Annotated in this window: 22 protein-coding genes and 1 tRNA gene; 5 read left to right on the top strand and 18 right to left on the bottom strand. The window is 71.5% G+C overall.

All coding sequences use genetic code 11. The features are described from left to right. Positions 1-11: 11 nt before the first annotated feature. Positions 12-1,433, bottom strand: coding sequence for a peptidoglycan-binding protein (locus ACFVQ0_RS26440; RefSeq protein ID WP_390091689.1), 1,422 nt, complete (start codon positions 1,431-1,433; stop codon positions 12-14). Between the two features lie 183 nt (positions 1,434-1,616). Between ACFVQ0_RS26440 and ACFVQ0_RS26435 the strand changes: the two genes are divergently transcribed. The 3 genes from ACFVQ0_RS26435 (at position 1,617) to ACFVQ0_RS26425 (ending at position 6,105) form a co-directional block, all read left to right on the top strand. Further along, positions 1,617-1,690, top strand: a tRNA-Lys gene (locus ACFVQ0_RS26435). A 567-nt stretch (positions 1,691-2,257) separates the two neighbouring features. Further along, positions 2,258-4,174 carry a glycosyltransferase family 2 protein gene (locus tag ACFVQ0_RS26430; RefSeq protein ID WP_390091688.1) on the top strand — a complete coding sequence of 639 codons (1,917 nt, stop codon included), beginning with the start codon at positions 2,258-2,260 and terminating at the stop codon, positions 4,172-4,174. Further along, positions 4,171-6,105 carry a galactose oxidase-like domain-containing protein gene (locus ACFVQ0_RS26425; protein ID WP_390091687.1) on the top strand — a complete coding sequence of 645 codons (1,935 nt, stop codon included), beginning with the start codon at positions 4,171-4,173 and terminating at the stop codon, positions 6,103-6,105. Before ACFVQ0_RS26430 ends, ACFVQ0_RS26425 begins: the two co-directional genes overlap by 4 nt. Before the next feature lie 42 nt (positions 6,106-6,147). On the opposite strand, the gene ACFVQ0_RS26420 is transcribed toward ACFVQ0_RS26425, so the two are convergent. The 14 genes from ACFVQ0_RS26420 to ACFVQ0_RS26355 all read right to left on the bottom strand — a co-directional run bounded on the left by ACFVQ0_RS26420 (position 6,148) and on the right by ACFVQ0_RS26355 (position 20,817). Further along, a complete protein-coding gene (locus ACFVQ0_RS26420; RefSeq protein WP_390091686.1) occupies positions 6,148-7,197 on the bottom strand; it encodes a glycoside hydrolase family 6 protein in 1,050 nt (349 codons plus the stop codon). 368 nt (positions 7,198-7,565) lie between these two features. Further along, positions 7,566-8,297, bottom strand: coding sequence for a class F sortase (locus ACFVQ0_RS26415; RefSeq protein ID WP_390091685.1), 732 nt, complete (start codon positions 8,295-8,297; stop codon positions 7,566-7,568). Between the two features lies 1 nt (position 8,298). Further along, positions 8,299-8,862 carry a hypothetical protein gene (locus tag ACFVQ0_RS26410; protein ID WP_390091684.1) on the bottom strand — a complete coding sequence of 188 codons (564 nt, stop codon included), beginning with the start codon at positions 8,860-8,862 and terminating at the stop codon, positions 8,299-8,301. 117 nt (positions 8,863-8,979) lie between these two features. Continuing rightward, the gene (locus ACFVQ0_RS26405; RefSeq protein WP_390091683.1) at positions 8,980-9,768 is read right to left on the bottom strand and encodes an HAD-IIA family hydrolase; all 789 of its coding nucleotides are present in this window, start codon (positions 9,766-9,768) and stop codon (positions 8,980-8,982) included. A gap of 118 nt (positions 9,769-9,886) precedes the next feature. After that, on the bottom strand, positions 9,887-11,374 hold the full coding sequence (locus ACFVQ0_RS26400; RefSeq protein ID WP_390091855.1) for an alkaline phosphatase family protein: 1,488 nt from the start codon (positions 11,372-11,374) through the stop codon (positions 9,887-9,889). A gap of 162 nt (positions 11,375-11,536) precedes the next feature. Then, on the bottom strand, positions 11,537-12,598 hold the full coding sequence (locus ACFVQ0_RS26395) for a 2-aminoethylphosphonate ABC transporter substrate-binding protein (RefSeq protein WP_390091682.1): 1,062 nt from the start codon (positions 12,596-12,598) through the stop codon (positions 11,537-11,539). Between the two features lie 40 nt (positions 12,599-12,638). Then, positions 12,639-13,436: an ABC transporter permease gene (locus ACFVQ0_RS26390; RefSeq protein ID WP_390091681.1), complete on the bottom strand. Its 798-nt coding sequence runs from the start codon at positions 13,434-13,436 to the stop codon at positions 12,639-12,641. Continuing rightward, positions 13,423-14,319 (bottom strand): 2-aminoethylphosphonate ABC transporter permease subunit, encoded by an 897-nt coding sequence (locus ACFVQ0_RS26385; protein ID WP_390091680.1) that lies wholly within the window; start codon positions 14,317-14,319, stop codon positions 13,423-13,425. The genes ACFVQ0_RS26390 and ACFVQ0_RS26385 overlap by 14 nt, the downstream gene beginning before the upstream one ends. Further along, complete coding sequence (locus tag ACFVQ0_RS26380) at positions 14,312-15,394, bottom strand: ABC transporter ATP-binding protein (RefSeq protein ID WP_390091679.1); 1,083 nt, start codon at positions 15,392-15,394, stop codon at positions 14,312-14,314. The genes ACFVQ0_RS26385 and ACFVQ0_RS26380 overlap by 8 nt, the downstream gene beginning before the upstream one ends. Further along, on the bottom strand, positions 15,391-16,050 hold the full coding sequence (locus ACFVQ0_RS26375) for an HAD family hydrolase (RefSeq protein ID WP_390091854.1): 660 nt from the start codon (positions 16,048-16,050) through the stop codon (positions 15,391-15,393). Before ACFVQ0_RS26375 ends, ACFVQ0_RS26380 begins: the two co-directional genes overlap by 4 nt. Positions 16,051-16,139: 89 nt before the next feature. Continuing rightward, positions 16,140-17,264 carry a TIGR03364 family FAD-dependent oxidoreductase gene (locus ACFVQ0_RS26370; RefSeq protein WP_390091678.1) on the bottom strand — a complete coding sequence of 375 codons (1,125 nt, stop codon included), beginning with the start codon at positions 17,262-17,264 and terminating at the stop codon, positions 16,140-16,142. A 176-nt stretch (positions 17,265-17,440) separates the two neighbouring features. Then, a complete protein-coding gene (locus tag ACFVQ0_RS26365; protein WP_389208572.1) occupies positions 17,441-18,205 on the bottom strand; it encodes a GntR family transcriptional regulator in 765 nt (254 codons plus the stop codon). Positions 18,206-18,315: 110 nt separating this feature from the next. After that, positions 18,316-19,500, bottom strand: coding sequence for a hypothetical protein (locus ACFVQ0_RS26360; protein WP_390091677.1), 1,185 nt, complete (start codon positions 19,498-19,500; stop codon positions 18,316-18,318). 198 nt (positions 19,501-19,698) lie between these two features. Continuing rightward, complete coding sequence (locus tag ACFVQ0_RS26355; protein WP_390091676.1) at positions 19,699-20,817, bottom strand: ROK family protein; 1,119 nt, start codon at positions 20,815-20,817, stop codon at positions 19,699-19,701. A gap of 56 nt (positions 20,818-20,873) precedes the next feature. Here ACFVQ0_RS26355 and ACFVQ0_RS26350 point away from each other — a divergent pair, with 56 nt between their 5' ends. Then, positions 20,874-22,037 carry a Gfo/Idh/MocA family oxidoreductase gene (locus ACFVQ0_RS26350; RefSeq protein WP_390091675.1) on the top strand — a complete coding sequence of 388 codons (1,164 nt, stop codon included), beginning with the start codon at positions 20,874-20,876 and terminating at the stop codon, positions 22,035-22,037. Next, positions 22,034-22,513, top strand: a complete 480-nt coding sequence (locus ACFVQ0_RS26345) for a heme-degrading domain-containing protein (protein WP_390091674.1) — start codon at positions 22,034-22,036, stop codon at positions 22,511-22,513. Before ACFVQ0_RS26350 ends, ACFVQ0_RS26345 begins: the two co-directional genes overlap by 4 nt. A gap of 100 nt (positions 22,514-22,613) precedes the next feature. Here ACFVQ0_RS26345 and ACFVQ0_RS26340 read toward each other — a convergent pair whose 3' ends face one another. The 3 genes from ACFVQ0_RS26340 to ACFVQ0_RS26330 form a co-directional block, all read right to left on the bottom strand. Further along, on the bottom strand, positions 22,614-23,474 hold the full coding sequence (locus ACFVQ0_RS26340) for a fumarylacetoacetate hydrolase family protein (RefSeq protein WP_390091673.1): 861 nt from the start codon (positions 23,472-23,474) through the stop codon (positions 22,614-22,616). Positions 23,475-23,610: 136 nt separating this feature from the next. After that, positions 23,611-24,381, bottom strand: coding sequence for a YidC/Oxa1 family membrane protein insertase (locus tag ACFVQ0_RS26335; RefSeq protein WP_390091672.1), 771 nt, complete (start codon positions 24,379-24,381; stop codon positions 23,611-23,613). Between the two features lie 154 nt (positions 24,382-24,535). After that, entirely contained in the window at positions 24,536-24,871 is a 336-nt protein-coding gene (locus ACFVQ0_RS26330) for a DUF6412 domain-containing protein (protein ID WP_390091671.1), read from the bottom strand. Positions 24,872-24,897: the final 26 nt, after the last annotated feature.

Genomic DNA, 24,897 nt, shown 5'->3' with positions numbered 1-24,897 from the left:
TGTGCGTCGTGTCACGCGAAGAGTCGCCGCCAGGTCTCCGGACCCGGATAGCCGTCGGCCTCCGCACCCCGCCAGCCCTGGGCCTTCTGGAAGGCCTCGACATTGCGCCGGTCCGCCTCGGTCCACCGGGGGCCGGGGCCCGACAGGTAGTACTTGCCGTATCCCTTCTTCACCAACTGTTTCCCGAGCCTGTCGACATGGCTGTTGGACTGACCCGTCCGGAAATAGCCGCGCCCGGGGAAGGCCGGCACCGCCGTCGAGCCGCCCTGCCCGCTGCTGCCGGTGGCGGGGATGCTGCGGCCGGTGCCGCCGGTCAGCAGGCGCCAGGTGTCGGGGCCCGGGATTCCGTCGGCCTCCTTGCCCTTCCAGCCCTGGGCCTTCTGGAACGCCTCGGTCGCCTTCCGGTCGGCGCTGCCCCAGGCGGGCCCCGGACCGACCTTGTAGAAGCGCTTGCCACCGCGTGCGACGAGCAGTTCGCCGAGCTGGGTGACGTAGGCGTTGTTGGCGCCCGGACCGAATTTCCCGGCCCCCGGGAACGTCTTCGTCGAGCCGCTGCCGCCGGTTCCGGTGCTCAGCCCCTTGTAGCGGTAGGCGACGTAGCTGCCCGAGTTGGTCCAGTACGCCATGGGTGTCGTCTGCTTGCGGGTGTGCGGCGTGGTCTGCTCGTACGCCGTGTAGTGGGTGTGCGTGGAGTCCGTCCAGCCGCCGAAGATCGTGACGTGCGAGCCCTTCGAGGGGTCGGCCGGGTTGTGGAAGAGCAGGATGTCGCCGGGCTGGAGATCCTCCCGGGCGATCCGCGTCCCGTACGAGGCGAGGCTGCCGGTCCACTCGTTGCCGGGCAGGTTCCAGGCCATCGACACATAGCCGGAACAGTCCTGCCGGTACCCGTCCGACCAGTACTTGCTCATGCTGTACGGGACCTGCGCGGTGATCCACTTCTTGGCGCGGTTGATGATGTCGGCCCGGCTGGTCGTGCGCAGCACGGGCGTGCCCGTCTGCGAGGCCGGCGGTCCGGAGGCTCCCGCGCCCTGCAGCGGACCCGGTCCGCCCTGCGGACTCTCCGGTCCGGGGTCCAACGGATCGGCCGCGTCCCCCGGCTCGGCCGGCAGGGCGAGCCCGGCCGGTACCGCGCCGGCGGCGGGAGCCGGCCCGGCTCCCGGCTCCGGGTCGCCCGGCGGGGCCGAGTCGCCCGGCAGGGCCGGATCGGTCACCGGGGCGGGGTCGGCCGCCGCCGTCGCCGCCTCCGCCAGACCGGCGCTCAGCACCACCCCGGCGGCGGTGACCAGCACCAGCGCGCGCCGCGCGCCGTGCGCGGCCGGATGTCCTCCCTGCCGCGTCGGCAGTGCCGCGGCTGCGGTTCGCCGTCGCGCGGCGCACCCCGCACAGGTGCAGTCGATGGCGGGTACGTACTCCTCGAAGGCCGGCACAGTCATGCGATTCCCTCCGCAGTTGTCAAGATCTTTGGGAGCATCTGTACGGGCGTCAGTGTCTCAACTCTCCTGACATATCGCATTTTGACGGATAGAAGAGAAAAAACGACCATCCGACAGGCCGGGCCGGGCCGGAAATGGTCAGGACCACCGTCCCGGATCGGGTAGAGTTCTCCAGGTCAGCAGGCGCCGCTAGCTCAGTTGGTTAGAGCAGCTGACTCTTAATCAGCGGGTCCGGGGTTCGAGTCCCTGGCGGCGCACGCATAGTCAAGGCCCCCTCACCACGCGCGAGGGGGCCTTGACTGTTCTCCGGCCCACCCCCGGCCCGCTCTCCGGCGTCTCACACAGGCGTCGCACAGCGAATTCTTTGCTCACGCACAGTCTGCCCAGACCCGACGCACAGTAATCAGTTGGTCACCGGGAGGCGCGGACCCCCTTCGCGAGCGCTTCCGTCACCTCGCCTTACGCCCCCGCCCCCTCGCGTCGCAAGGGCCCCTCAAATCGTGCGTATGAGCGGTTAATAGTCTGTTTCACCCTTGCGGACACGGCCTGTGTCGGCCAACCTGTCTGGGGGTCGCCGGCACCAACCATGCCGACGGCCCCAGCAGTTGGAAGCATCAGAGGGGGATGTTCCGGTTGTGCGCGGTGTGGGGTGGGGGCCTCACACATGAGCAAATGCCGAACAGGCATCATGCAACCGGAAGGGCACCGTTCCATGTCTCTGGAAGAGTGCCCGCCACTGAGCCGTCGGTCGCGTTCCAGGGGGCACGCGGCAGGCGAAAGGACCGACCGACCACGCAGCCCGCCTGCGTGCAGGGGGATGACCCATGACGTCGACGCCGCCAGGCGCCCGGCCGAACAACGACGACCCTTCCCGGACCACCCAGCTCCGGATACCCCCGCAGTTCCGGACCGGGGGCCGCCGCCGGCGCCCGCAGAAGGCGCTGCCACGCTACGACTACGAGCACTACAGCCGGCTCGCCGGGCCACTGACCCAGCCCGATCCGGCCAAGCCGTACACCGTGAAGTACCGCTCGCTCCTCTCCCAGGAGCCGCACCGGATACGCGCGGCCCTCCTGCTGGGCGCCGCACCGCTCGTCTCGCTCGGCCTGTTCGCCTGGCTGATGCAGCCCGAGCACTGGACGCGGCGCGACCCGAACCTCAGAGACGACACGCTGCTGATCCTCGACATCGTGATGCTGGTGTCGATCGGTCTGATCGAGCTGTTCCGTACCCTGAACGTCCTCTCCAACGCGCACGCCACGCTGGTCGCGCGCGATCCGGTGCCGGTCGTGCCGGAGAACGGCACCCGGGTCGCCTTCCTCACCTCCTTCGTCCCGGGCAAGGAGCCCCTGGAGATGGTGACGAAGACCCTGGAGGCCGCCGTCCGCATCCGCCACCGCGGACTGATGCACGTCTGGCTGCTCGACGAGGGCGACGACCCGGCCGTCAAGGAGGTCTGCCGGCGGCTGGGGGTGCACCACTTCTCCCGCAAGGGCGTGGCGCACTGGAACCAGGCCAAGGGCCCGCACCGCGCGAAGACCAAGCACGGCAACTACAACGCCTGGCTCGACGCGCACGGCGACGCGTACGACTTCTTCGCCTCGGTCGACACCGACCACGTCCCCCTGCCCAACTACCTGGAGCGGATGCTCGGCTACTTCCGCGACCCGGACGTCGGCTTCGTCATCGGCCCGCAGGTCTACGGCAACTACGACACCTTCGTCACCAAGGCCGCCGAATCGCAGCAGTTCCTCTTCCACGCGCTGATCCAGCGCGCGGGCAACCGCTACGGCGCCCCGATGTTCGTCGGCACCAGCAACGCGGTGCGGATCTCGGCCCTCAAGCAGATCGGCGGCCTGTACGACTCGATCACCGAGGACATGGCGACCGGCTTCGAGATGCACCGCGCCCGCAATCCGCGCACCGGCCGCAAGTGGCGTTCGGTGTACACCCCGGACGTACTGGCCGTGGGCGAGGGCCCGACCGCGTGGACGGACTTCTTCACCCAGCAGCTGCGCTGGTCGCGCGGGACGTACGAGACGATCCTCAAGCAGTACTGGAAGGGCTTCTTCTCACTGCCCGCGGGCAGGCTCTTCAACTACACCATGATGATCATCTTCTACCCGATGTCCGCCATGAACTGGATCCTCGCCGCCCTCAGTTGCGCCCTGTTCCTGGGCATGGGCGCCTCCGGTGTGCAGATCGACCCGGTCGTCTGGATGATGCTGTACGGCAACGCCTCCGCGCTCCAGATCGGCCTGTACATCTGGAACCGCCGGCACAACGTCTCGCCGCACGAGCCCGAGGGCTCCGGCGGGCTCGCCGGCATGATGATGTCCGCGCTCTCCGCGCCGATCTACGCCCGCTCGCTGATGGACGCCGTGCTGCGCCGCAAGAGCTCCTTCGTGGTCACGCCCAAGGGCGACTCCTCCAGCCCGGACACCCTCTTCGGGACCTTCCGCATCCACCTCTTCTTCATCCTCGTCTTCGCCGGCTCGATCGTGGCGTCCCTCGTCCTCGGCCACAGCCATCCCGCGATGCTCACCTGGGCCGCCCTGGCGCTGCTGATCACCGCCGCGCCGGTCTTCGGCTGGCGGTACACCGTGCGGGCGGAGAGGAAGAAGCGGCGCGCGGGACCGCCGCCACCGAGCGGCCCGCCCGCCGCCACCCAGCAGGAGCAGCCCCACTGGGCCGGGAACGAACAGACCATGCAGATCGCCCTTGGGGGACGTAAACGATGAAGTACCGTCCGAGCCGCCGTACCCGCCGCATGGCGATCAGTACGGCGGTCGTCCTCGCGCTCGCGGGAGCGAACGGGCCGTGGCTGTACCGCTTCAGCACCGAGCGCTACCACGACTACAAGATCAACCAGGCCGGCTACAAGGCCACCAACGGCCACTGGGAGTTCCTGGACATCCCGTCCGAGTTCAAGATCAACACGATCCACGCGGCGCTGCTGCACACCGGCAAGGTGCTGCTGGTCGCGGGCTCCGGCAACAACCAGAAGAACTTCGACGCGAAGAGCTTCCGCTCCGTGCTGTGGGACCCGAAGACCAACGCGTTCAAGAACGTACCCACGCCCAAGGACATGTTCTGCGCCGGTCACACCCAGCTGCCCGACGGCAAGCTGCTCATAGCCGGCGGCACGAAGCAGTACGAGAAGCTCAAGGGCGACGTCACCAAGGCCGGCGGCCTGATGATCGTCCACAACGAGGACCCGGACAAGCCGATCACGCTTCCGGCGGGCACCAGATTCACCGGCAAGACCAACGGCAGGACCTTCGTCACCAAGGACCCCGTGCTGGTGGAGAAGGCCAAGAAGGTCTTCGACAAGAACACCGGCGCCTTCCTGCGCAACGACCCCGGGCTCGGCCGGATCTACGTCGAGGCGCAGAAGTCCGGTACGGAGTACGAGACGGGCACGGAGGACAACTACCGGATAGCCGGGCTGTCCGGCTCCGACACCCGCAACGTGTACGGGATCGCCCAGAAGCTCGCCCTGGACAAGAAGGACTTCCAGGGCATCCGGGAGGCCTTCGAGTTCGATCCGGTGGCGGAGAAGTACATCACCGTCGACCCGATGAACGAGGCCCGCTGGTACCCGACGCTCACCACCCTCAAGGACGGCAAGGTCCTCGCCCTCTCCGGCCTGGACGAGATCGGGCAGATCGTGCCCGGCAAGGACGAGGTCTACGACCCGGAGACCAGGAAGTGGACGTACACCGGCATCGTCCGGAAGTTCCCCACCTATCCCGCGGTCTTCCTCCTCAACGACGGCAAGCTCTTCTACTCCGGCTCGAACGCGGGCTACGGCCCCGCCGACGTCGGCCGCGCACCCGGCGTCTGGGACCTGGCGACGAACAAGTTCACCAAGGTCCCCGGACTGAGCGACCCGGACAAGATGGAGACCTCGGCGACCGTACGGCTGCCCCCGGCCCAGGACGAGAAGTTCATGGTGATCGGCGGCGGCGGCGTCGGTGAGTCCGACAAGTCCAGCGAGAAGTCCCGGCTGGTCGACCTGAAGGACGCGGACCCGAGGTTCAAGGACGGTGCCTCACTGGACGAGGGCACCCGCTACCCCAGCGCGTCCCTGCTCCCCGACGACTCCCTGCTGGTCACCGGCGGCTCCAATGACTACCGGGGCCGGGGCGGCTCCAACGTCCTGCAGGCCAGGCTGTACGACGCGAAGACGGACACGTACGAGCGGGTCGCGGACCCGGCGGTGGGCCGCAACTACCACTCGGGCTCGGTGCTGCTGCCCGACGGCCGGGTGATGATCTTCGGCTCCGACTCGCTCTACTCCGACAAGGCCAACACCCGGCCCGGCGTCTTCGAGCAGCGCGTCGAGATCTACACCCCGCCCTACCTGTACCGCGACTCACGGCCCGAACTGACCGCCGGACCGAAGGAGATCAAGCGCGGCGGCACCGCGGTGTTCACCACCAACCAGGCAGCGGACATCAAGTCCGCGAAGCTGATGCGGCCGAGCGCGGTCACCCACGTCACGGACACCGACCAGCGCTCCGTGGCGCTGGACCTGAAGAAGACGGACGGCGGGATCTCGGTGACCGTGCCGGACAACCGCGCGCTGGTGCCGTCGGGCTGGTACATGCTCTTCGTCACCGACAGCAAGGGCACCCCGTCCGAGGGAACCTGGGTCGAGGTGCCGTAGGGCCGGTAGCCGAATCACCCCCGGCACCGGGCAGGATCTCGCCTATCCGGTGCCGCGGGCCAGGCCCAGCGCGTATGCGGGCCACCAGTCGCCGGCCTTCGGGCCGCCCCGGCAGTCACCGTCCGACTCCCCCGGGCGCTTGATCCAGAGGTAGGCGTCGACCAGTTCGTCACCCGTGGACGTCGTCGGCGGCTCGCCGAGGGCCCGGCCCGGCGGGTTGCACCAGCTCTTGGCGGGATCGCCGCCGGTGTAGGGGCCGTTGCCGTTGCGGCTGGTGTCGATGACGAACGGCTTGCCGCCCACCTTCGCGGACAGCCGCTTGCCGAAATCCTTGCTGACCTCGGTGGTCTGGAAGTTGGAGACGTTCACCGCGAACCCGTCGGCCGCGTCGATGCCCGCCTGCCGCAGGGGCTGGAAGAGCGCGTCCGGTGTGTGCCAGCCCGCGTTGCCCGCGTCCAGGTAGACCTTGGTGCCGGGCAGCTTCTCCAGCCTCTCCACCGCGCCCTTGAGCAGGTCGTAGCGCTCCTCGTGGAACTCCTGCGGGGTGCACCCGTCGACCAGGTGCAGCACCGCGTCCGGCTCCAGGATCACCGTGGCGCCCCGGTCACCGATGCCCTTGGCGACGTCCTCCAGCCAGCTCCGGTACGCGTCGCCGTCGGCGGCGCCGCCCTTGGAGAACTGTCCGCAGTCCCGGTGCGGGATGTTGTAGAGGACCAGCAGCGCCTCCCGGCCGGCCTTCTCCGCCGCCTCCGTGAAGCCCTTCGCCTCGGCCTCCGGACTGTCCGGCCCGATCCACTCACCGACCGGCTGCGACGCGATCCTGCGGACCAGGCCCGCGTCCCGGCTGTTGCCGTCCTCGGTGTACCGGGCGACCTGCCGGGCGGCGTTCCCGTCGGGGTTGACCCAGTACGGGTCGGTGCCCTCGGGCCGCTGGCCGATGGCGGCGGGGTTCTTCCCCGCACCGGAGCCCTGCCCGCCACCGCCACCGCCACCGTCACCGGAGGTGGAACATCCGGCGAGCAGCAGCACCGCGCCGAGCACGGCCGCACCCGCTCCCCGCATACCGAACCGGCCGTTGTGGCTGCCGTACATCCACTCCCCTTGGGTCCTGTCCGGTGTTCCCCGTCGCATCGCCGCCCATCCTGGCACAGCGCCCGGGAGCGGCCCGGCTCCTCACCGCTTCCCCGGAGAGCCGTTACGGCGGTTTCACCACGCTCTGCCCGACTTGACCGGGCGCGGAGCGTGACCGGTTATCGACGTACCGTCAGAACTCAACTGTTCGGGGCGAGTTCGGCGTCCTACAGTGTGCGTGCGGCGGGCCGGACGCCAACGACCTCCCGTGTCCGCGCCGGGCCACTCCCGCGGCCCGCGCCCCGCGGTCGAGGACCGGCCCGGCCGGCGCCCGGAGAACCCGGGCGGCCGGCCGGGCCGTGTACCGCAGGCGTGTACCGCAGACCGGGCTACGCCGGCTTCGCGTCCTTCTCCGTCCTCCCGGCCTTCTCCGCGGCCTTCTCTGCGGCCTTCTCCGCCGACTCCTCGCCGGTCAGGTACGCCGAGACGACCACGTTCGCGGTGTACGAGTGCGAGGCGCGGTCGTACGTACCGCCGCAGGTGATCAGCCGGAGCTCGGCCCGGCCGTCCTTGCGGGGCCCGTACGCCTTCTGGGCGTTGAAGCGGGCCCGGGTGAAGACCTGGACGTCGTCGATGGTGAACTCCGCGACCGTGCCGTCGGTCCGGGTCACCTCGACCTTGGCGCCGGGGCGGGCCGCGCTGAGACCGTAGAAGACGGCCGGTTTCGTCTCGGTGTCGACGTGGCCGACGAACAGGGCCGGGCCCTTGGCGCCGGGCTCGGTGCCGTTGCCGTACCAGCCGACCGTCTGGGGCGTGTCGAACGACGGCGGCGCGATCGCGCCGTCCGCGTCCAGGCCCCGGGAGACGACGGGGGCCCGGATGCCGATCGACGGGATCTCCACGCTCCTCGGCGTCACGCCCTTGATCGGCTCGTGCGCCGGGGGCAGCGGGACGCCGAGCGGGCGTCCGACGGCGGCGACGTCCCCGGTGGTCGGGGCGGAGCCGATGCCGGAGCCGTCGGTGATGCCCCGGCCCCAGAGCCACAGGCCCAGCAGGAGGACGGCCCAGGCCACTCCGGTGAGCAGCCTGCCGTGCCCCGTCGGGCGGTCCTCGGAGGACATGTCAGTCGAGGGCCGGACGGCGGCGGCGCGCGCTGCGGAAGGCGACCGCGACGGCGGCTACGGCGGCCAGGGCGAGGCCGACCACCGCGTGGATGGTGCCGGGGCCCTCCTGGTGGGCGGCCTGGTCCGCGAGCACGGCGGTGCCGCCGCCGCCCGCGCGGACGGGGGCGACCGGCATGGGCCGGTTGCGGTGGACGACGGTGACGACGCCGGACACCTTGGTGTGCTTGTCGTCCTTGCACACCACCTGGATGTCGTAGTCGCCGGGCTCGGCGTCGGAGCGGATCCGGGCCTCCGCGAAGAGCGTCCGGTCGTCGCCGGGCGAGAAGCGCGCCTCGGAGACGAAGGCATCGGAGTTCCCCTTGGCCTCCTTGCCCTTGCAGCCGCCGACCTCCAGGTCGACCTCGCCGCCCGGCGCGATGGAGGACGGGGAGACCGAGAGAGTGGCCCGGGACCGCGAATCCTGGTCGTGGTCGGAACCGGAGTCGGCCAGTGCGACGGAAGCGGGCATCAGGGTCGCCGCAGCCGCTGCGGCGGCACAGAACGTGAGGGGTATTGAACGCATCGTGAACCTCCTTATGGAAGGTTCACGCGTGCGGCGCGTTTCCGCATCCGCAGGGGGCCGGGGACTGGGCCGGTGGAGTGCGGGGAGCGGTGCCGGAGCACCGCTCCCCGCCCGTGATCAGCCCAGCTCCACGAGGTCCACGAGGTCGGCGATGGACTCGACGACGGTGGACGGCCGGAACGGGTACTTGTCGATGTCCTCGACCGTGGTGAGCCCGGTGAGCACCAGGAACGTCTGCATGCCCGCCTCCAGTCCGGCCAGCACGTCGGTGTCCATCCGGTCACCGATCATGGCGCTGGACTCGGAGTGGGCGCCGATCGCGTTGAGCCCGGTGCGCATCATCAGCGGGTTGGGCTTGCCCGCGAAGTACGGGGCCTTGCCGGTCGCCTTGGTGATGAGGGCGGCGACGGACCCGGTGGCGGGCAGCGGGCCCTCGGCGGACGGGCCGGTCTCGTCCGGGTTGGTGCAGATGAAGCGGGCGCCGCCGTTGATCAGCCGGATCGCCTTGGTGAGCGCCTCGAAGGAGTACGTACGGGTCTCCCCGAGCACCACGTAGTCCGGCTCGTGGTCGGTGAGGACGTAGCCGATGTCGTGCAGCGCCGTCGTCAGCCCGGCCTCGCCGATGACGTACGCCGTGCCGCCGGGCCGCTGGTCGTCCAGGAACTGGGCGGTGGCGAGCGCGGAGGTCCAGATGTTCTCCACGGGCACGTCGAGGCCCATCCGGTTGAGCCGGGCGTGCAGGTCGCGCGCGGTGTAGATGGAGTTGTTGGTGAGGACCAGGAAGGGCAGCCCGGACTCCCGCAGCCGCTTGATGAAGGCGTCGGCCCCGGGGATCGGGGTCCCCTCGTGGATGAGGACTCCGTCCATGTCGGTGAGCCAGGACGAGATCGGCTTGCGCTCTGCCATGCGGGACTCCTGATGTGCCGTACGCCGGGTGCGGGACGCCGGCGGCACCGCGTTGTGCAGCGCCGGCGTACCCGATTTTAGAGGGTCCGGGTCCGGGCGTTCCGGCCGCGGCTCCGGATCAGCCGGATGTGACGCTCACACCGTCGACCGCCCAGAACCAGTTGTTGCCCCCGGTGTACCGGAACCGGATCCGCGCGGTGGAGGCCCCGGCCGGGACCTTGAGGGCGATCGACTCGTTCACGGAGACGGCGTCGGAGGTGTACGTCTTGACGGAGACGGGTGCGGCGCCGTCGTAGGAGACGAGGACCTCGCCCTTCTGCGGGGACTCCTGACGGTAGTGGGTGGTATAGGCGAGGGTGGCGGTGCGGCCGCCGGTGACCGGCCAGGCGGGGCTGATCAGGGTGGAGTCGAAGGTGCCCGTGTAGCTCTTGTCGACCCATTCGTCGCCGTCCGCGACCGCGAAGACGTTCCGGGCCCGGACGTTGTTCTCGCGCCACTGGCCGCGCTCCGCGGCGGTCCAGAACTCGTCGGTGGTGAAGGTCCAGCCGCGCCATTCGGTGACGCCGCCGGTGCCCATCGCGCTGTTGTCGATGGTCCATCCGGCGGGCGGGGTGTGCGTGAAGCCGAGGACCGCGCTGCCGATACCCGTCTCGTCCACCCGGGTCTGGAGCTTGGGGCGCAGCGCGTCGAAGGCGTCGGGGGACGGCTGCTGGAGCGGGCGCCCGTCCAGGCCCCAGGCCGGGTCCACGGCTATGCCGAGGTGGGCGAGGGCGGAGACCGCGACGTCCGGCATCTTGATGTCGTACCGGGTCGAGCCCGCGGTGATGGAGCCGCCGGTCGCGATGAGGAAGGTCTGCCGCTCGGCCGCGCTGGCCCCGCCGTGGCCGCCCGCGTCGGTGTGCCCGTGGTCGGCGGTGATCATGATGAGCCAGTCCTCCGAGCCGTAGGTGGCCCGGCCCTTCACCGCCGCGACCAGCTGGCCGACCTGGGTGTCGACGCCGTGGATCGCGTCCAGGTACTGGCTGCTGGCGGCGCCGTAGCTGTGGCCCGCGTGGTCGACGTTGTCGAGGTGGACGAAGACCGCGTCCCGGTTGCCGCCTGCCAGCTCGGCGGCGGCCCGGCTGGTGGTGCCGGTGTCGTACTCGGCGTCCGGGGTGGAGACCCGGGTGTCGACCTTCGCGGAGAAGATCGTGTCGGTGACCGGGTTCCAGGAGGCCACGGCGTACGTCGAGAGCGCGGGCTTCGCCGTCTCGATCCGGGTCAGGAAGTCCGGGTACTTGGCGAAGGCGTTGCCGGTGAAGGCGTTGTCCTTGACGTGGTGCTTGTCGGGCCAGACGCCCGTGATGATCGTGGACCAGCCGGGGCCGGACAGGGTGGGGGCCATCGGGTCCGCGTAGAGCGGGCTGACGGAGGTGAGTCCGGCGGCCATCAGCGCGTCGAGGTGGGGCGCGTCCGCGTCCTTGATTCTGTTCAGCAGGGCGCCGTCCAGGCCGATGACCAGGACCTTGGGGGTACGGGCGGCGGCCGCGCCGGCGACGCCCGCGGTGGCGAGCGGTGCTGCGGCGGCGAGGGCGGCCGCGCTCATGAGGAGTGTGCGGCGGGACATACCTGAGGTCACGAGATCCTCCGTCGGAGTGGTGGGGGCACACGGAAAACCCGTTCAACTCCCCGCTTTTCGGCGAGGAGTTGAACTTGGGCCTAGACCCGTTATCTTTTCGCGATGATCCGCCGGAGGTCCAGACCCCTGCGGTGAATGGTCCGGCAACGGTCAGCTGCCGGTGGCCGACTTCCAGGCGTCCACGTAGGAGTCGAGGTTGGCCGCGATGTCCGACCAGTCCGGCTCGAAGACCTCGACCCCGTCCATCAGCTTCTTCAGCGCGACCGCGTTGGGGTCGCCCGCCTCGATGTCCTCGCGGGCAGCGAAGCCGCCGCCGACCGCGCTGACGTCCTTCTGGGCCTGCTCGGCGAGCATGAAGTCGAGCAGCTTCTTGCCGTTGGCGCTGTGCGGGGCCTTGGTGACGAGGCCGGCCGCGTAGGGCAGGGCGAAGGTGGTGGGCTTGGCACCGGCCTTCGCGGGGAACCAGATGCCGAGGTTCGGCATGTCCTTGGACTGGGCGTAGTTCATCTGGACGTCACCGTTGGCGGCGAAGAGTTCACCCTTGTCGACCTTGGGCGCGAGCTTGCCGGTGGAGGCGGACGGGCCGACGTTGTTGGCCTGGAGCTTCTTCAGGTACGCCATCGCCGGCTCCTTGCCGCCGAAGTCGTGCATGGCCTTGATGAGTACGGCGGTGCCGTCACCGGCGACCCCGGGGGTGGAGTACTGGACCTTCTCCTTGTACTTCCCGTCGAGCAGCTCCTCCCAGGTGGCGGGCGGGGTCTTCAGCTCCTTCGTGTTGTGGATGAAGCCGAAGTAGTTGTTGACGACCGAGGTCCACTTGGCGTCGGACGCCTTGTCGGCGCTCGCCACCTGGTCGGATCCGGCCGGCTCGTACGCCTGGAGGAGGCCCTTGGAGTCGGCCTGCTGGATGAACGGCGGGAGGGTGATCAGCACATCGGCCTGGGTGTTGGTCTTCTCGCGGACGGCGCGCTGCACCATCTCGCCGGAGCCGCCCTCCACGTACTTGACCTTGATGCCGGTCTTCTTCTCGAAGTCCTTGAAGACCTTGTCGTACCAGCCGTCGCCGTTCTCGCCCTTGAGCCCGTCGGCGCTGTAGACGGTGACGACCTTCGCGTCGGAGGCGGCGGAGGAGCCGCCGCAGGCGGACAGCGAGGCGGCAAGGGCGAGCGCGCCGGTGACAGCGGCTATGGGCCTGAGGTGGTTCTTGCGCATGGGATTCGTATCTCCTGGAGAACGTGTCTGTGCGGGGAGGTCAGCGGTAGGAGGCCCTGGTGCGGATGCGGGAGACCGCGAACAGCACGAGGAGCGTCGTCGCCATCAGGACCACGGCGACGGCGGCTCCGGTGAAGAGCGAGCCGCGGTCGGTGGCCGCGAAGATCTGCACCGGAAGGGGCGTCCAGTCCGGCGGGTAGAGCATCATCGTGGCGCTCAGCTCACCCATGGACAGGGCGAAGCACAGCCCGGCCGCCGCGGTGAGCGACGGCAGCAGGAGCGGCAGCTTGATGCGCCACAGTACGTACGAGGGCCGGGCGCCGAGGCTGGCGGCGGCCTGTTCGTACATCGGGTCGAGACGTACTGTCGCGGCCGAAACCGACGAATAGGCGAACGCCGTGACAAGAACCGTGTGCGCGAGGATCACGATCCAGCGCGTCCCGTTGAGCAGCACCGGCGGCCGGCTGAACGCGACGAGCACCGCGAGCCCGACGACGACCGACGGCACGGCCACCGGCAGCATGAACAGCCCGTCGAGGAACCGTTTCCCGCGCCGCCCCAGCGAGGCCGCGGCGAGCGCCGCCCAGGAGCCGACGAGCAGCGCGAGGAGGCTGGCGGTGACGGCGGTGACCAGGCTCGTGGTGAGCGCCTGGAGGGAGTCCCCCGCGGTCGCCGCGTCGTAGTGGGCGAGGGTCGGCCCCGAGGGGAAGGCCCCGGACCAGTTCGTGGCGAACGACGCGGCGAGGACGACCAGCAGCGGCACCGCGAACAGCGGGACGAACAGCAGCAGGAACACGGCCCAGGTGGCCCACTTCCCGGTACGGCTATGCACCAGCACGGCGGCTCACCACCCGGTACAGGCTGTAGAGGCCGACGGAGATCGCGATGTTGACGACGGCCACGACGCAGGCGGCCGGGTAGTCGGACTCCAGGATCGCCTTGCTGTAGACGAGCATCGGCAGGGTGGTGACGCCCTTCGCGCCGGTGAACAGCACGATGCCGAACTCGTTGAGGCACATCACCAGGACGAGGCTGCCGCCCGCCGCGAGCGCGGGCAGCGCCTCGGGGAGGATCACCTGCCGCACGATCCGGGCGGGCCCGGCGCCCAGCGAGGACGCCACCTCCAGTTGTGCGGTGTCGAGCTGGGAGAAGGCGGCGAGCAGCGGGCGCATCACGAACGGGGTGAAGTAGGTGATCTCGGCCAGGAGCACGCCCCACGGTGTGGTGAGGAAGTGGAACGGCCCCTCGGCCGCCCCGGTGACACCGGTCCACGCCCCGTTGGCCATCCCCGCGTTGCCGTAGATGAACAGCAGCGCGAGCGTGATCAGGAAGGACGGGAAGGAGAGGAACACGTCGACGAACCGGGCGACGGCCTTGGCACCGGGAAACGGCACGAAGGCGATGACCATGGCGAGGACGAAGCCGAGGACGAGACACCCGACGGTCGCACCGGCCGCGAGCCACACAGTGGTGGTGAGCGCCGACCGGAAGGAGGCGGAGGCGAAGACCTCGGTGTACGGGGCGAAGGAGGTACCCCCCTCGTCGGGGCTGAAGGACTGCCGCACGACGAGGTACAGCGGATAGAGGAACACGACGGCGAGCACAGCGACGGGGGGCACGGCCCAGGCTGTTGTGGGCATTCGTTCCGCCAGGGCGGAACGGGTGGGCACAACCCCCGGTGCGGGGCGCCGCCGCGTGAGCGGTGCGCTGGTGTCAGCCACGGCCACCCGCCCCCGCAGGCAGCAGCACCGCGTCCTGCGCCGCGAAGTGCAGCATGGCCCTGTCCCCCAGTACGGGCGTCTCCCGCAGCTCCCGGACGTCCGCCTTGATCCGGTGCCCGTCGACATCGACGTACAGCCGGTGGGTGGAGCCGCGCCACTGGACCTCGCAGATCGTGCCGGTCAGCGCGTTGGGCCCGGCGCCGAGCCCGACCAGGTGCGGCCGGACGCAGAGCGTGGCGGTGACGCCCTCTGCCACCTCGCCGGTGGGTACGGCGAGTGCGTGCCCGGCGAAGTCCACGGTGTCGCCGGTCTTCGCGACGGTGACCGGCAGCAGGTTGGCGTTGCCGACGAACGAGGCGGTGAACTCCGTGCGCGGGCGGCGGTACAGCTCCTGCGGGGTGTCGCAGTCCCGCAGCCGGGCCCGGTCCATGACGGCGATCCGGTCCGCGAGGGTGAGCGCCTCGACCTGGTCGTGGGTGACGTACAGGATGGAGACGTCGGGCAGTTCCCGGTGCAGCCGGGCCAGTTCGGTGAGCATCCCGGACCGCAGCTGGGCGTCGAGCGCGGAGAGCGGTTCGTCGAGCAGCAGGACACCGGGGCGGATGGCGAGGGCGCGGGCGATGGCGACGCGCTGCTGCTGGCCGCCGGAGAGTTCGCGCGGGTAGCGGCGGGCGTACCCGGCCATGCCGACGAGTTCGAGCGCCTCCGCGACCCGGCCCGGGATCTCGGACCTGTCGGCCTTCTGGGCCTTCAGGCCGAAGGCGACGTTGTCCTGGACCCGCAGGTGCGGGAAGAGGGCGTAGCTCTGGACGACCATGCCGATGCCGCGCTTGTGCGGCGGGAGGGCGGTGACGTCGCGGTCGCCGATGTACACCCGCCCGGAGACCGGCCGGACGAATCCGGCGACGGCGCGCAGGGCGGTCGTCTTGCCGGATCCGGAGGGCCCGAGCAGGGCCATGACCTCGCCGGGTTCGACGGTGAGGTCGAGGCCGTCCAGGACGGTGTTCCCGCCGTACGCGACGCTGACCCGGTCGAACCTGATGCCGCTGCGGACGGCCGTGGCCCCGCCCGTCATGCCTCGGCCCGCGCGATCAGGTCCGGCAGTTCGGCAACGGAGCCCAGCACGTGGGTGGCGCCGCTGCGGATGAGCCGGTCCTTGTCGTGGGCGCCGGTGAGGACACCCGCGACGATCCCGGCCCCGGAGCGTACGCCGCTGAGCATGTCGTACGAGGTGTCCCCCGCGACGACGGTCCGGCGGACGTCGTCCACCGCCCCGGTGCGCAGGAGCGCGGCGAGGACCATGTCCGGGTAGGGGCGGCCCCGGCCGCCCGCGTCGGCGGGGCAGAGGGTCAGCTCGACGAGGTCCCGCCAGCCGAGCGCGGCGAGGATCGCGTCCTGGGTGGTGCGGGCGAACCCGGTGGACAGGACCACGGTGCGACCCTCGGTCCGGAGCCGCTCGATGGCCTCGGGGGCGCCGGGGACGGGGGCGATGAGGCCGCCGTCGACCAGTTCCCCGTACGCCTTCTCGAACGCGGCGTTGGCCTGCTGGGCGAGGGCCTCCTCGCCGAAGAGGTGCCGGAACACGGTGATCTTGGACTCGCCCATGGTGGCGCGGACGTAGTCGAGCTTCTCGGCGTGGTCGTCGGAGCCGGGCCGTACGCCGAGGTGTTCGGCGGCGGCGGAGAAGGCCCGCTCGACGAGGCCGCCGTCGGCGACGGTGGTGCCCGCCATGTCGAGGACGATCAGGTCGTGGGTGTTGCCGGTCTTGTCCGTGCCGGGGGTGTTGTTCGTGCCGTGGGTGTTGTTCGTGGTCAACTTCTTCACCAGCCCAGTTCGTTGGCGGTCGTTTCTGCGATGGCGGGTGAGCAGGTCATGCCGCGTCCGCCCGGTCCGGTGACGAGCCAGACGCCGTCGCGCACCTGCTGGCGGTGGACGACGCGGCTGGTGTCGGTGCACTGGGCGTAGACCCCGGCCCAGCGGTGGCGGATGCGCGGCAGCGGGCGGCCCAGGAAGGACTCGACGACCTCGGTGAGGTGCTCGTACGGCTCCTCGACGGTGTCGAAGGCGAAGGGGTGCTCGTACTCGTGGGTGTCACCGATGGTCAGTCCGCCGTCGCGGCGCTGCACCATCAGGAGCTGCATCCGGTGCTCCGCGGCGGTGGGGGCCTGGGGCTGTCCGGCGTTCAGGGCGTCGAGCGCCTCGCCCCGGTAGGCGGGGTAGTAGCGGAAGCTGTCGGCGTCCGCGACGGACGTGGTGAGCTTCTCCCCGAGCGCGTCGGTCTGCATCATCTGGAGCCGGACCCGGCGCACCGGCAGATCGGGACCGGCCAGTTCGCGGACGAGCCCGCCGAGCCAGGCGCCGGTGGCCAGGACGACGGCGTCGCCCGTGTGCACGTCGCCGTGGTCGTCGCGGACGGACGCGGTGCCTACCACCTCGCGCACCTCGCGGCCCCCGAGGTAGGTGTACCGGCCGGAGGCCAGCAGCTCCCGCTTCAGGGCGAGCTGGGCGATGCGCGGCTCCACGGCCGCGTCCCGCTCGCACCACAGGGCGGCGCGGAAGTCGCCGCGCAGCGCCGGGTTGACCGCGCGGGCCTCCGCGGCGGTGAGCAGCTTGTAGCCGCGGGCCGCCGCGTCGGGGCGGGCGACGGCCGCCTCTGCGACGGCGGTCTCGCGTTCGGTCCGCAGCGGGGTGAGCGAGCCGCAGGCGCGGAAGCCCAGGTCCGGTACCCGCTCCCCGATCGACTCCCACAGCTCACGGGCGCGGAGCGCGGTCTCCAGCTCCTCGCCGCCGGCCCGGCCGCTGACCCATATCTGTCCGAAATTGCGGAGTGACGCTCCGCGTGCCTCGCTCTCGCGCTCGATCTGTACGACCTCGTGGCCGCGGTTGACTGCGTGCCAGGCGTGCATGGTTCCCACCACGCCGGCTCCTACGACGATGACTCTCACGACGGCAACGCTCCTCGGGACGGGTGACCCGTACGGATCGGTACGGCAACGGGAGGGTGAACTGAGCCCCAAGCTTGGCCTAGACCCGTTACGTTCCCGTTATCGGAGTGAGTCGATCCGCCGTCCGCTGCCGACGAGGCGAGCCGATCCGCCGTCCGCCCGCGCCGCGTTACGGGTCAGCCGCGTCCGCTCAGGTGGGCGGTGAAGGAGAACCGGTCGCCCCGGAACAGGGTCCGTACCCGCTCCAGCGGCTGCCCGCCCGCGTCCCGCGAGACCCGGTGGATCAGCAGCATGGGCAGCGCGGGCGGCGTACCGATGAGCAGCGCCTCGCGCGGGGTGGCGAGCACGGTCTCGATGCGCTCGTCCGCGTCACCGAAGGAGATCCCGAGCCGGTCGTGGAGATAGGCGTAGAACGAGGAGTCGGGGTCGAACTTCTCGGCCAGGTCCGGCACCCGGGCGACACTGACGTACGTGCTCTCCAGCCCGACCCGGTCGTCGTCGGCGAGCAGCACCCGCTCCAGGTGCCAGACCGGCTCCCCGCGCTCCGCCCCGATCTCGGCGGCGAGCGCCTCGGGGCAGGGGAAGCGTTCCAGCCCGATGAGATGGCGCCCCGGCGTGCGGCCCTGCCGGCGTACGCCCTCCGTGTAGCTGGCGAGGGAGAGCGGCTGCTCCAGCTTGGGGCCGGCGACCACCGTGCCCCGGCCCTGCCGGGCGAGGCGCCCCTCCAGGAGCAGTTCGCGCAGCGCCTGGCGCACGGTCTCGCGCGACACCCCGTAGCGCAGGGCGAGATCGCGCTCCGGCGGTAGCATGCCGCCCTCGCCCAACTCCTCGATGAGGGCGGAGACATGGGCCTTCACGGCGTAGTACTTGGGAATACGGCCGTGCTCCGGGATGCCGGAGCGGATCGGTGCGCCAGGTGTCTGGTCGTGCGGGTAGTCCACGGCCCGATGGTGGCAGACGGACATGAACACCGGTGGACGCTCCGGCACTCGGCGGCCGGAAGTCGGTGCCGGGACGTCAGCGGCGGGGCGCGGTATGCCGACGGGGTACGTCAGTGGCGGGCGCGGCGCGTCCGGCGGGACCAGGCCACCATCGCTCCGCCGCCGATCAGGAAACCGGAGACGGTGAGGACCGGCCGGGGCAGCGCCACGGGGATACCGGTCCTGGCCAGTTCCGGCACTCCTGCCGGGTCCCGGCCGGGTGCGACGGGGCGCGGGGTGCCGTTGGGGCGGGTGCCGTCGGGGAGGCGGCCGGGCGCCTCGGCCGTGCCGTCGCTCTCCCGGCCGGTGCCGTCGGTCTCGCGGCCCTTGCCGATTTCGCCGGTGCCGTCGTTGTCGCGGCCGGTCCCGTCGCGGTCCACGCCCGCCCCGCCGCCGTCCTCGACCACGGTGAACACGTAGTCCTCGGACTCGCCGACCCACTCCCCGTCGCTGCCCTGCGGTGCCGTACCGGTGCCGCCCGCCGGGTGCTTGCGCTGGACGATCGCGGCGTTGGCGGTGATCCGGCCGGGGCTGGTGTCGGAGGTGAACGCGAGCCGGACCTGAACGGTGACGGTGCGGCCCGCGGGCACGGTGAAGCCCTCGAAGGCGTCGTCGCCGACTCCGCCGAAGACGCCGATGTGCTCGTCCCGGTCGGTCGTCTCCCAGGTGACGCGGTGTTCCACGTCCGGATGGGCGCGCTCGGAGAACTTCAGCTGGATCTGGTCCGAGGTCAGCTTGCGGTCCTCGTCGGTGAGGACGAGGACCGGGTGGATGGAGCGGCAGGCCCGGGAGGTGGTGTTGGTCAGGTCCAGGAACCAGGTGCCGTAGCCGCCGCCGGACGCGTAGGTGTCGGGGCCGCCGTGGATCCGGGTGTCGATCGGGAAATCGGCCGCCTCCGGATCACCGCAGGCGGGCTGCTGCTCGGCCCCGGCGGCGGTGACTGCGGATGCCGCGGTGCCGGCGGCCGGTGCGCCTGCCGCGGAAGCGGCCGAAACAGACGCCGAAACAGACGCCGAAGCCGGTCCCGAGGACGATGCCGCCAAGGCCGGGGGCAGCGGCATGGCCGGGGTGGCGGCCTGATTGCGCTGCGGCGCCGCGGACGCGTTCGCCGCCCCGCCGAGCACGACGGCGGGCACGACACTGGCCGCGGCCAGCCCGAGCACCAGCCCGTGCCGGGGCCGCCCGGTGGGTGCGGACGGGGGCGGCGGCGCGGGGTGCTCCGGGGGTGTGGCGGGCGGGGGCGGTGTGGGGGGCATGAGGGCGGCCTTCGCTGCTCGCGGAAACGGTCGGCTCGCCCCGGACCCGGAGTTCACCGGTATGGACCCGCGACGCTGCCACGCACCCCGGGGCGCTCCCGCGCAGACATGCCGGGGACCGCCCGGCCCTCGGCGCGGAACCCCTCGATCAGCCGAGCCGCGACGCCTGCGCCCCGTCCCCCACCCCCTCGGGCTCTCTCACCCGTCCCGGTCCGCGTCGTTGCCGCCGACGCGGCCGAACAGCGGGGCCAGGACCAGTTGCGCCGCCCCCTCGGCCACCGGCCGGTCGCCCCCGCCCGCGGTGACGTCCGGTACCGGCGCCCCGCCCACGCCGCCGCCACGCCGGGCCCGCTCGTCGAGCACCGCGCGCACGCCTCGTACGTACGCGTCGGGGTCTGCCGCGACGGTGCGTCCGCCCAGCACCACCCGGTCGATGTCGAGCAGCGCGACCAGGTTCGCGGCGCCGGTGCCGAGCACCCGCGCGGCCTCGGCCACATCGCCTCCGGCCACCGCCGCCAGGCAGAGCGCCTCGATGCAGCCGCGCCCGCCGCAGCCGCACCGCGGACCGTCCAGCTGGATGGTCTGATGGCCGAACTCACCGGCTCCGGTACGGGCCCCCCGGTGCAGCGCCCCGCCGAGGACCAGCCCCGCGCCGAGCCCGGTCCCGAGATGGAGGTAGGCGAAGTCGGCCGGGCCCGGCGCCTGGAGGGCGAGGCCGAGAGCGGCGGCGTTGGTGTCCTTGTCGATGACGACGGGCAGCCCGGTCCGCGCGGTGAGCGCGTCCCCGAGCCGGTAGCCGTCCCACTGCGGGAATCCGGTGACGCGGTGCAGCACCCCGTCCCGGTGGTCGAGCGGCCCCGGTACCGCCGCGCCCACGCCGAGCACCGGCCGGGCGCCGTCCCCGCGCACCTCCGCCACCGCCCCGGCGGCCGCCGCGACCACCTCGTCGGCCGGGGCGCCGAAGTCCAGCGGAGCCGTACGGCTCGTGACGACGGTGCCCGCGAGGTCGACGAGCACCACGGTCAGCCCGTCGCGGTCCAGGTGCAGCCCCACCGCGTGACCCGCGTCCGGCACCAGCCGCAGCACGGTCCGGGGTTTGCCGCCCGTGGAGGCGCGGTGCCCCGCCTCCGTGGCCAGCCCCTCGGCGCGCAGCCGTGCGGTGATCTTGCTGACGGCCTGCGGGGTGAGCCCCGTCCGCTCGGCCAGTTCGAGCCGGCTGATCCCGCTCTCGCCCGCGGCCCGCAGCAGGTCCAGCACGAGCGCCGCGTTGTGGCCGCGCAGCGTCGGCAGGTTGGCGCCGCTATTACTCCTGTTCACGGACCCATTGTCGCTGCCGCTTGCACTTTGGCAACAGCGTTGCCAAAGTGGAACGCATGACTGCCCACGCGACTCACGAGACCTCCGGCACGTCCGGGACCCCCCTGCGCGTCGGACTCGTCGGCTACGGCCTGGCGGGTTCCGTCTTCCATGCCCCGCTGATCGCCGCGACCGACGGCCTCGTCCTGGACACGGTCGTCACGTCCAACGAGGAGCGGCGGGAGCAGGCCCGCGCCGAATTCCCCGGCGTACGGTTCGCCGCCTCGCCGGACGAGCTGTGGCAGCGGGCCGACGAGCTCGACCTGATCGTCATCGCGTCGCCGAACAAGACGCACGTCCCGATCGCCGCTGCCGCGATCAGGGCCGGTCTGCCGGTGGTCGTGGACAAGCCGATCGCCGGTTCCGCCGAGGAGGCGCGGCAGCTGGCGGCCCTGGCCGAGGAGCACGGGGTGCTGCTCTCGGTCTTCCAGAACCGCCGCTGGGACAACGACTTCCTCACCCTGCGCTCGCTGCTCGCGGACGGTGCGCTGGGCGAGGTGCAGCGCTTCGAGTCCCGCTTCGAGCGGTGGCGGCCGCAGCCGAAGGGCGGCTGGCGCGAGTCGGGCGACCCGCAGGAGATCGGCGGGCTGCTGTTCGACCTGGGCAGCCATGTCGTCGACCAGGCGCTGGTGCTGTTCGGCCCGGCGGTGCGGGTGTACGCGGAGTCGGACGTACGCCGTCCGGGCGCGGCGGCCGACGACGACACGTTCGTGGCGATCACCCATGAGAGCGGGGTCCGCTCGCACCTGTACGTCAGCGCGACGACGGCCCAGCTCGGCCCGCGTTTCCGGGTGCTCGGTGCCACGGCGGGCTATGTGAAGTACGGCCTCGACCCCCAGGAGGCGGCCCTGCGCGAGGGCGCCCGCCCCTCTGCGGACGAGCCGTGGGGCGAGGAGGCCGAGGAGCTGTGGGGCCGGCTCGGCTCGGGCGAGTCCCCGCTCACGGGCGGCGGCGCCCCGGTCCGTACGCTGCCGGGCGACTACCCCGCGTACTACGCGGCGGTCACCGACGCGCTGCGCGGAAAGGGCGAGAATCCGGTGACCGCGCTCCAGGCCGCCGCGGCGCTGGACGTCCTGGAGGCAGCGCGCCGCTCGGCCCGCGAGGGCGTCACGGTCACCCTGCCCGCGACCCCCGCCACCGCCCCCGTCACCGCCCCCGTCACAGAGGAGCAGCCCGCATGAACCCCACCGCTCCGACCATCTCCGAGCTGATCGCGCAGGAGCGCAGGCTGACGCTGCCGCATTTCGGCTACGACGACGCGTACGCGCTCGGCGGCCTGCTCGTCGCCCTGGCCCGGGAGCGGCACGCGCCGGTCGCGATCGACATCCGGCGCGGGGCGCAGCAGCTGTTCCACGCCGCGCTGCCGGGTTCGAGCGCGGACAACGACGCCTGGATCGACCGCAAGCGCAGGGTCGTCGAACGCTACGGGGAGAGCTCCTACCTGGTCGGAACCCGGTTCCGGGCCAAGGGGACGACGTTCGACGACTCCTCGCGGCTGAACCCGGCCACGTACGCCGCGCACGGCGGCTCGTTCCCGATCTCGGTCGAGGGCGCGGGCGTCATCGGCTCGGTCACGGTCTCCGGACTGCCCCAGGCGGAGGACCACGCGCTGGTGGTCGAGGCCCTGGAACAGTTCGCGACGACGATCAGCGGCTGACCGCGAGGAGGACCGCTCGGAGGGGTGGGAACACCGTCACGGACAGCCCCACCCCTCCGATCTTTCACCCCGGGCGCACCACGCCCGGGAACCGCACCCTCTACGCCCCCTTCAACTCCTGCCGCTGCCGCCCCAGCCCGGCGATCTCCAGCTCCACGACATCCCCCGCCCGGAGATACGGCTTGGGCTCGGGCTGCCCCATGGCCACCCCGGCCGGCGTGCCGGTGTTGATCACGTCGCCCGGATACAGGGTCATGAAGTGGCTCAGGTAGCGCACGACCTCACCGACCGGGAAGATCTGCTCGGCCGTCGTGCCGTCCTGCTTCAGCTCACCGTTGACCCAGAGCTTCAGCGGCAGCGCCTGCGGGTCGGCGACCTCGTCGGCCGTCACCAGCCACGGGCCCAGCGGGTTGAACGTCTCGCAGTTCTTGCCCTTGTCCCAGGTGCCGCCGCGCTCGATCTGGTACTCGCGCTCGGAGACGTCGTGCGCGACCGCGTACCCGGCGACGTGGGCGAGGCCCTCCTCCGCCGAGTCCAGGTACCGGGCGGTGCGGCCGATGACGACCGCGAGCTCGACCTCCCAGTCGGTCTTCACACTGCCGCGCGGCACCAGCACCGTGTCCTCGGGCCCGACGACGGTGTCCGGCGCCTTGAAGAACAGGATCGGCTCCGCCGGTATCTGCGCGCCGGTCTCCGTGGCATGGTCGTGGTAGTTCAGCCCGATGCACACGATCTTGCCGATCCGGGCGAGCGGCGGACCCACCCGCAGCCCCTCGGCGTCGAGCACCGGCAGCTCGCCGGGCGCGGCCGCGGCCGCCCGGACCCGGGCCAGCGCGTCCTCGTCGGCGAGCAGCGCGCTGTCGATGTCGGTGACGACTCCCGACAGGTCACGCAGGGTGCCGTCCTCATCCAGCAGCGCCGGTCGTTCCGCGCCTGACGTACCCACACGAAGCAGCTTCAACGGTCTGTCTCCCCTTGGTCGAGATCGGGCCCGTCGGATGGGTTGCGGCCATCGCAGGCTTGTCCGATCCTCCAAGACATCCGATCACCCCGCAAGACCCTGTTCACACACTGGACCGGCGCAGTGGCGTCCGCGATTACGCCGCGGTGGCCATGGCGGCACCGGCGGCGGGCATGTCGCGGTACAGGTAGGCCCGCTCGATCGCGGTCCAGGTGGTGCTGGTGACGACGTACAGCGCGGCGGCCAGCGGCACGAAGGCGACCGTGAAGAGGGTGAAGAAGGACATCAGCGGCATCACCTTCGTCATGGCGCCCATGCCCGGAACCGGCTGTCCGTCGGGCCCGGTGGCCGGGGTGGCGGGGTTGGCCGCCATCTGCCGCTTCGTCCGGCCGTAGTTGAACGTGGCGACGGCGGCGACGATCACGAACAGCCCCAGGTAGACGAGCCCGTGGGCGCCGAACACCCCGCCGTTCGCGAGCGCGTCGTGCCAGCGCTCGCCCAGCGGGGCGCCGAAGAGCTGGTGGCCGAGGAGCTGGTTGGCGTCGCCGCCGATCTTCTGGCTGGAGAAGAGGTGGTAGAGCAGGAAGAAGGCCGGCATCTGGAGCAGGCTGGGCAGGCAGCCGGAGAGCGGCGAGACCTTCTCCTCCTTGTGCAGCTCCATGATCGCCTTCTGCATCCGCTCGGGGTTCTTCTTGTGCTTCTTGCGGAGTTCGGCGATCTGCGGCTGGAGCCGCCGCTGCGCCTTCTGCCCGCGCGCCGCGGCCCGCGACAGGGGGTGCACGGCGAGCCGGACGAGCGCGGTGAACAGCACGATCGCGGCGGCGGTGGACGCGGTCTGGAAGAAGGGGTGCAGCAGATCGGCGAAGGCGCCGACCAGGCTGGCGAACGCGGACATGAAGGCGGACATGGATGAGCCCTCCGGGGGTCTCGTCGTGCCGGGAAGTGGATCAGCTGCGAATCAGCTGTGGATCGGCTTCGGCATGACGAACCGCGCGGGGCGCCCGCGTACGCACAGCAAAGCAGCACGTACCGGACGGGAAGGAGAGGGAGAGAGGGGAGCCCTACGCGGCCGTCAGGAGGACGAGGCCGGGGGCTCGGGGGCGTCGGCGCCCCTTGGCGTCGGGGTCCCGTTGCGGGAGGAACGCGGTGCGTTTCTCCCGGTCGCGCATGGCGGTACGGACCCGGGTGCGGGGCACCGGGGCGGCGCAGCGGGCGCTGATGACCGAGCAGGCGACGAGTGCGGTACCGGCTGCCGCGGTGGCGGCGAGCGCGACGGCGGCGGAGAGGCTGCCGCCCTCCGCGAGCAGGACCTCGGTGAGGAAGAAGAGCAGCAGCCCGGCGGGGCGGAGCAGCCGGGCGAGGCCACCGCGCAAGCGGTTCATGGCCGTTGCGTCCATGGGTCCTCCCCCTCTCGCGCTCCTGC

It is taken from the genome of Streptomyces sp. NPDC057900 (assembly GCF_042887885.1).
Classification (GTDB): Bacteria; Actinomycetota; Actinomycetes; order Streptomycetales; family Streptomycetaceae; genus Streptomyces.
This window is presented reverse-complemented; position numbering and strand designations above follow the sequence as displayed.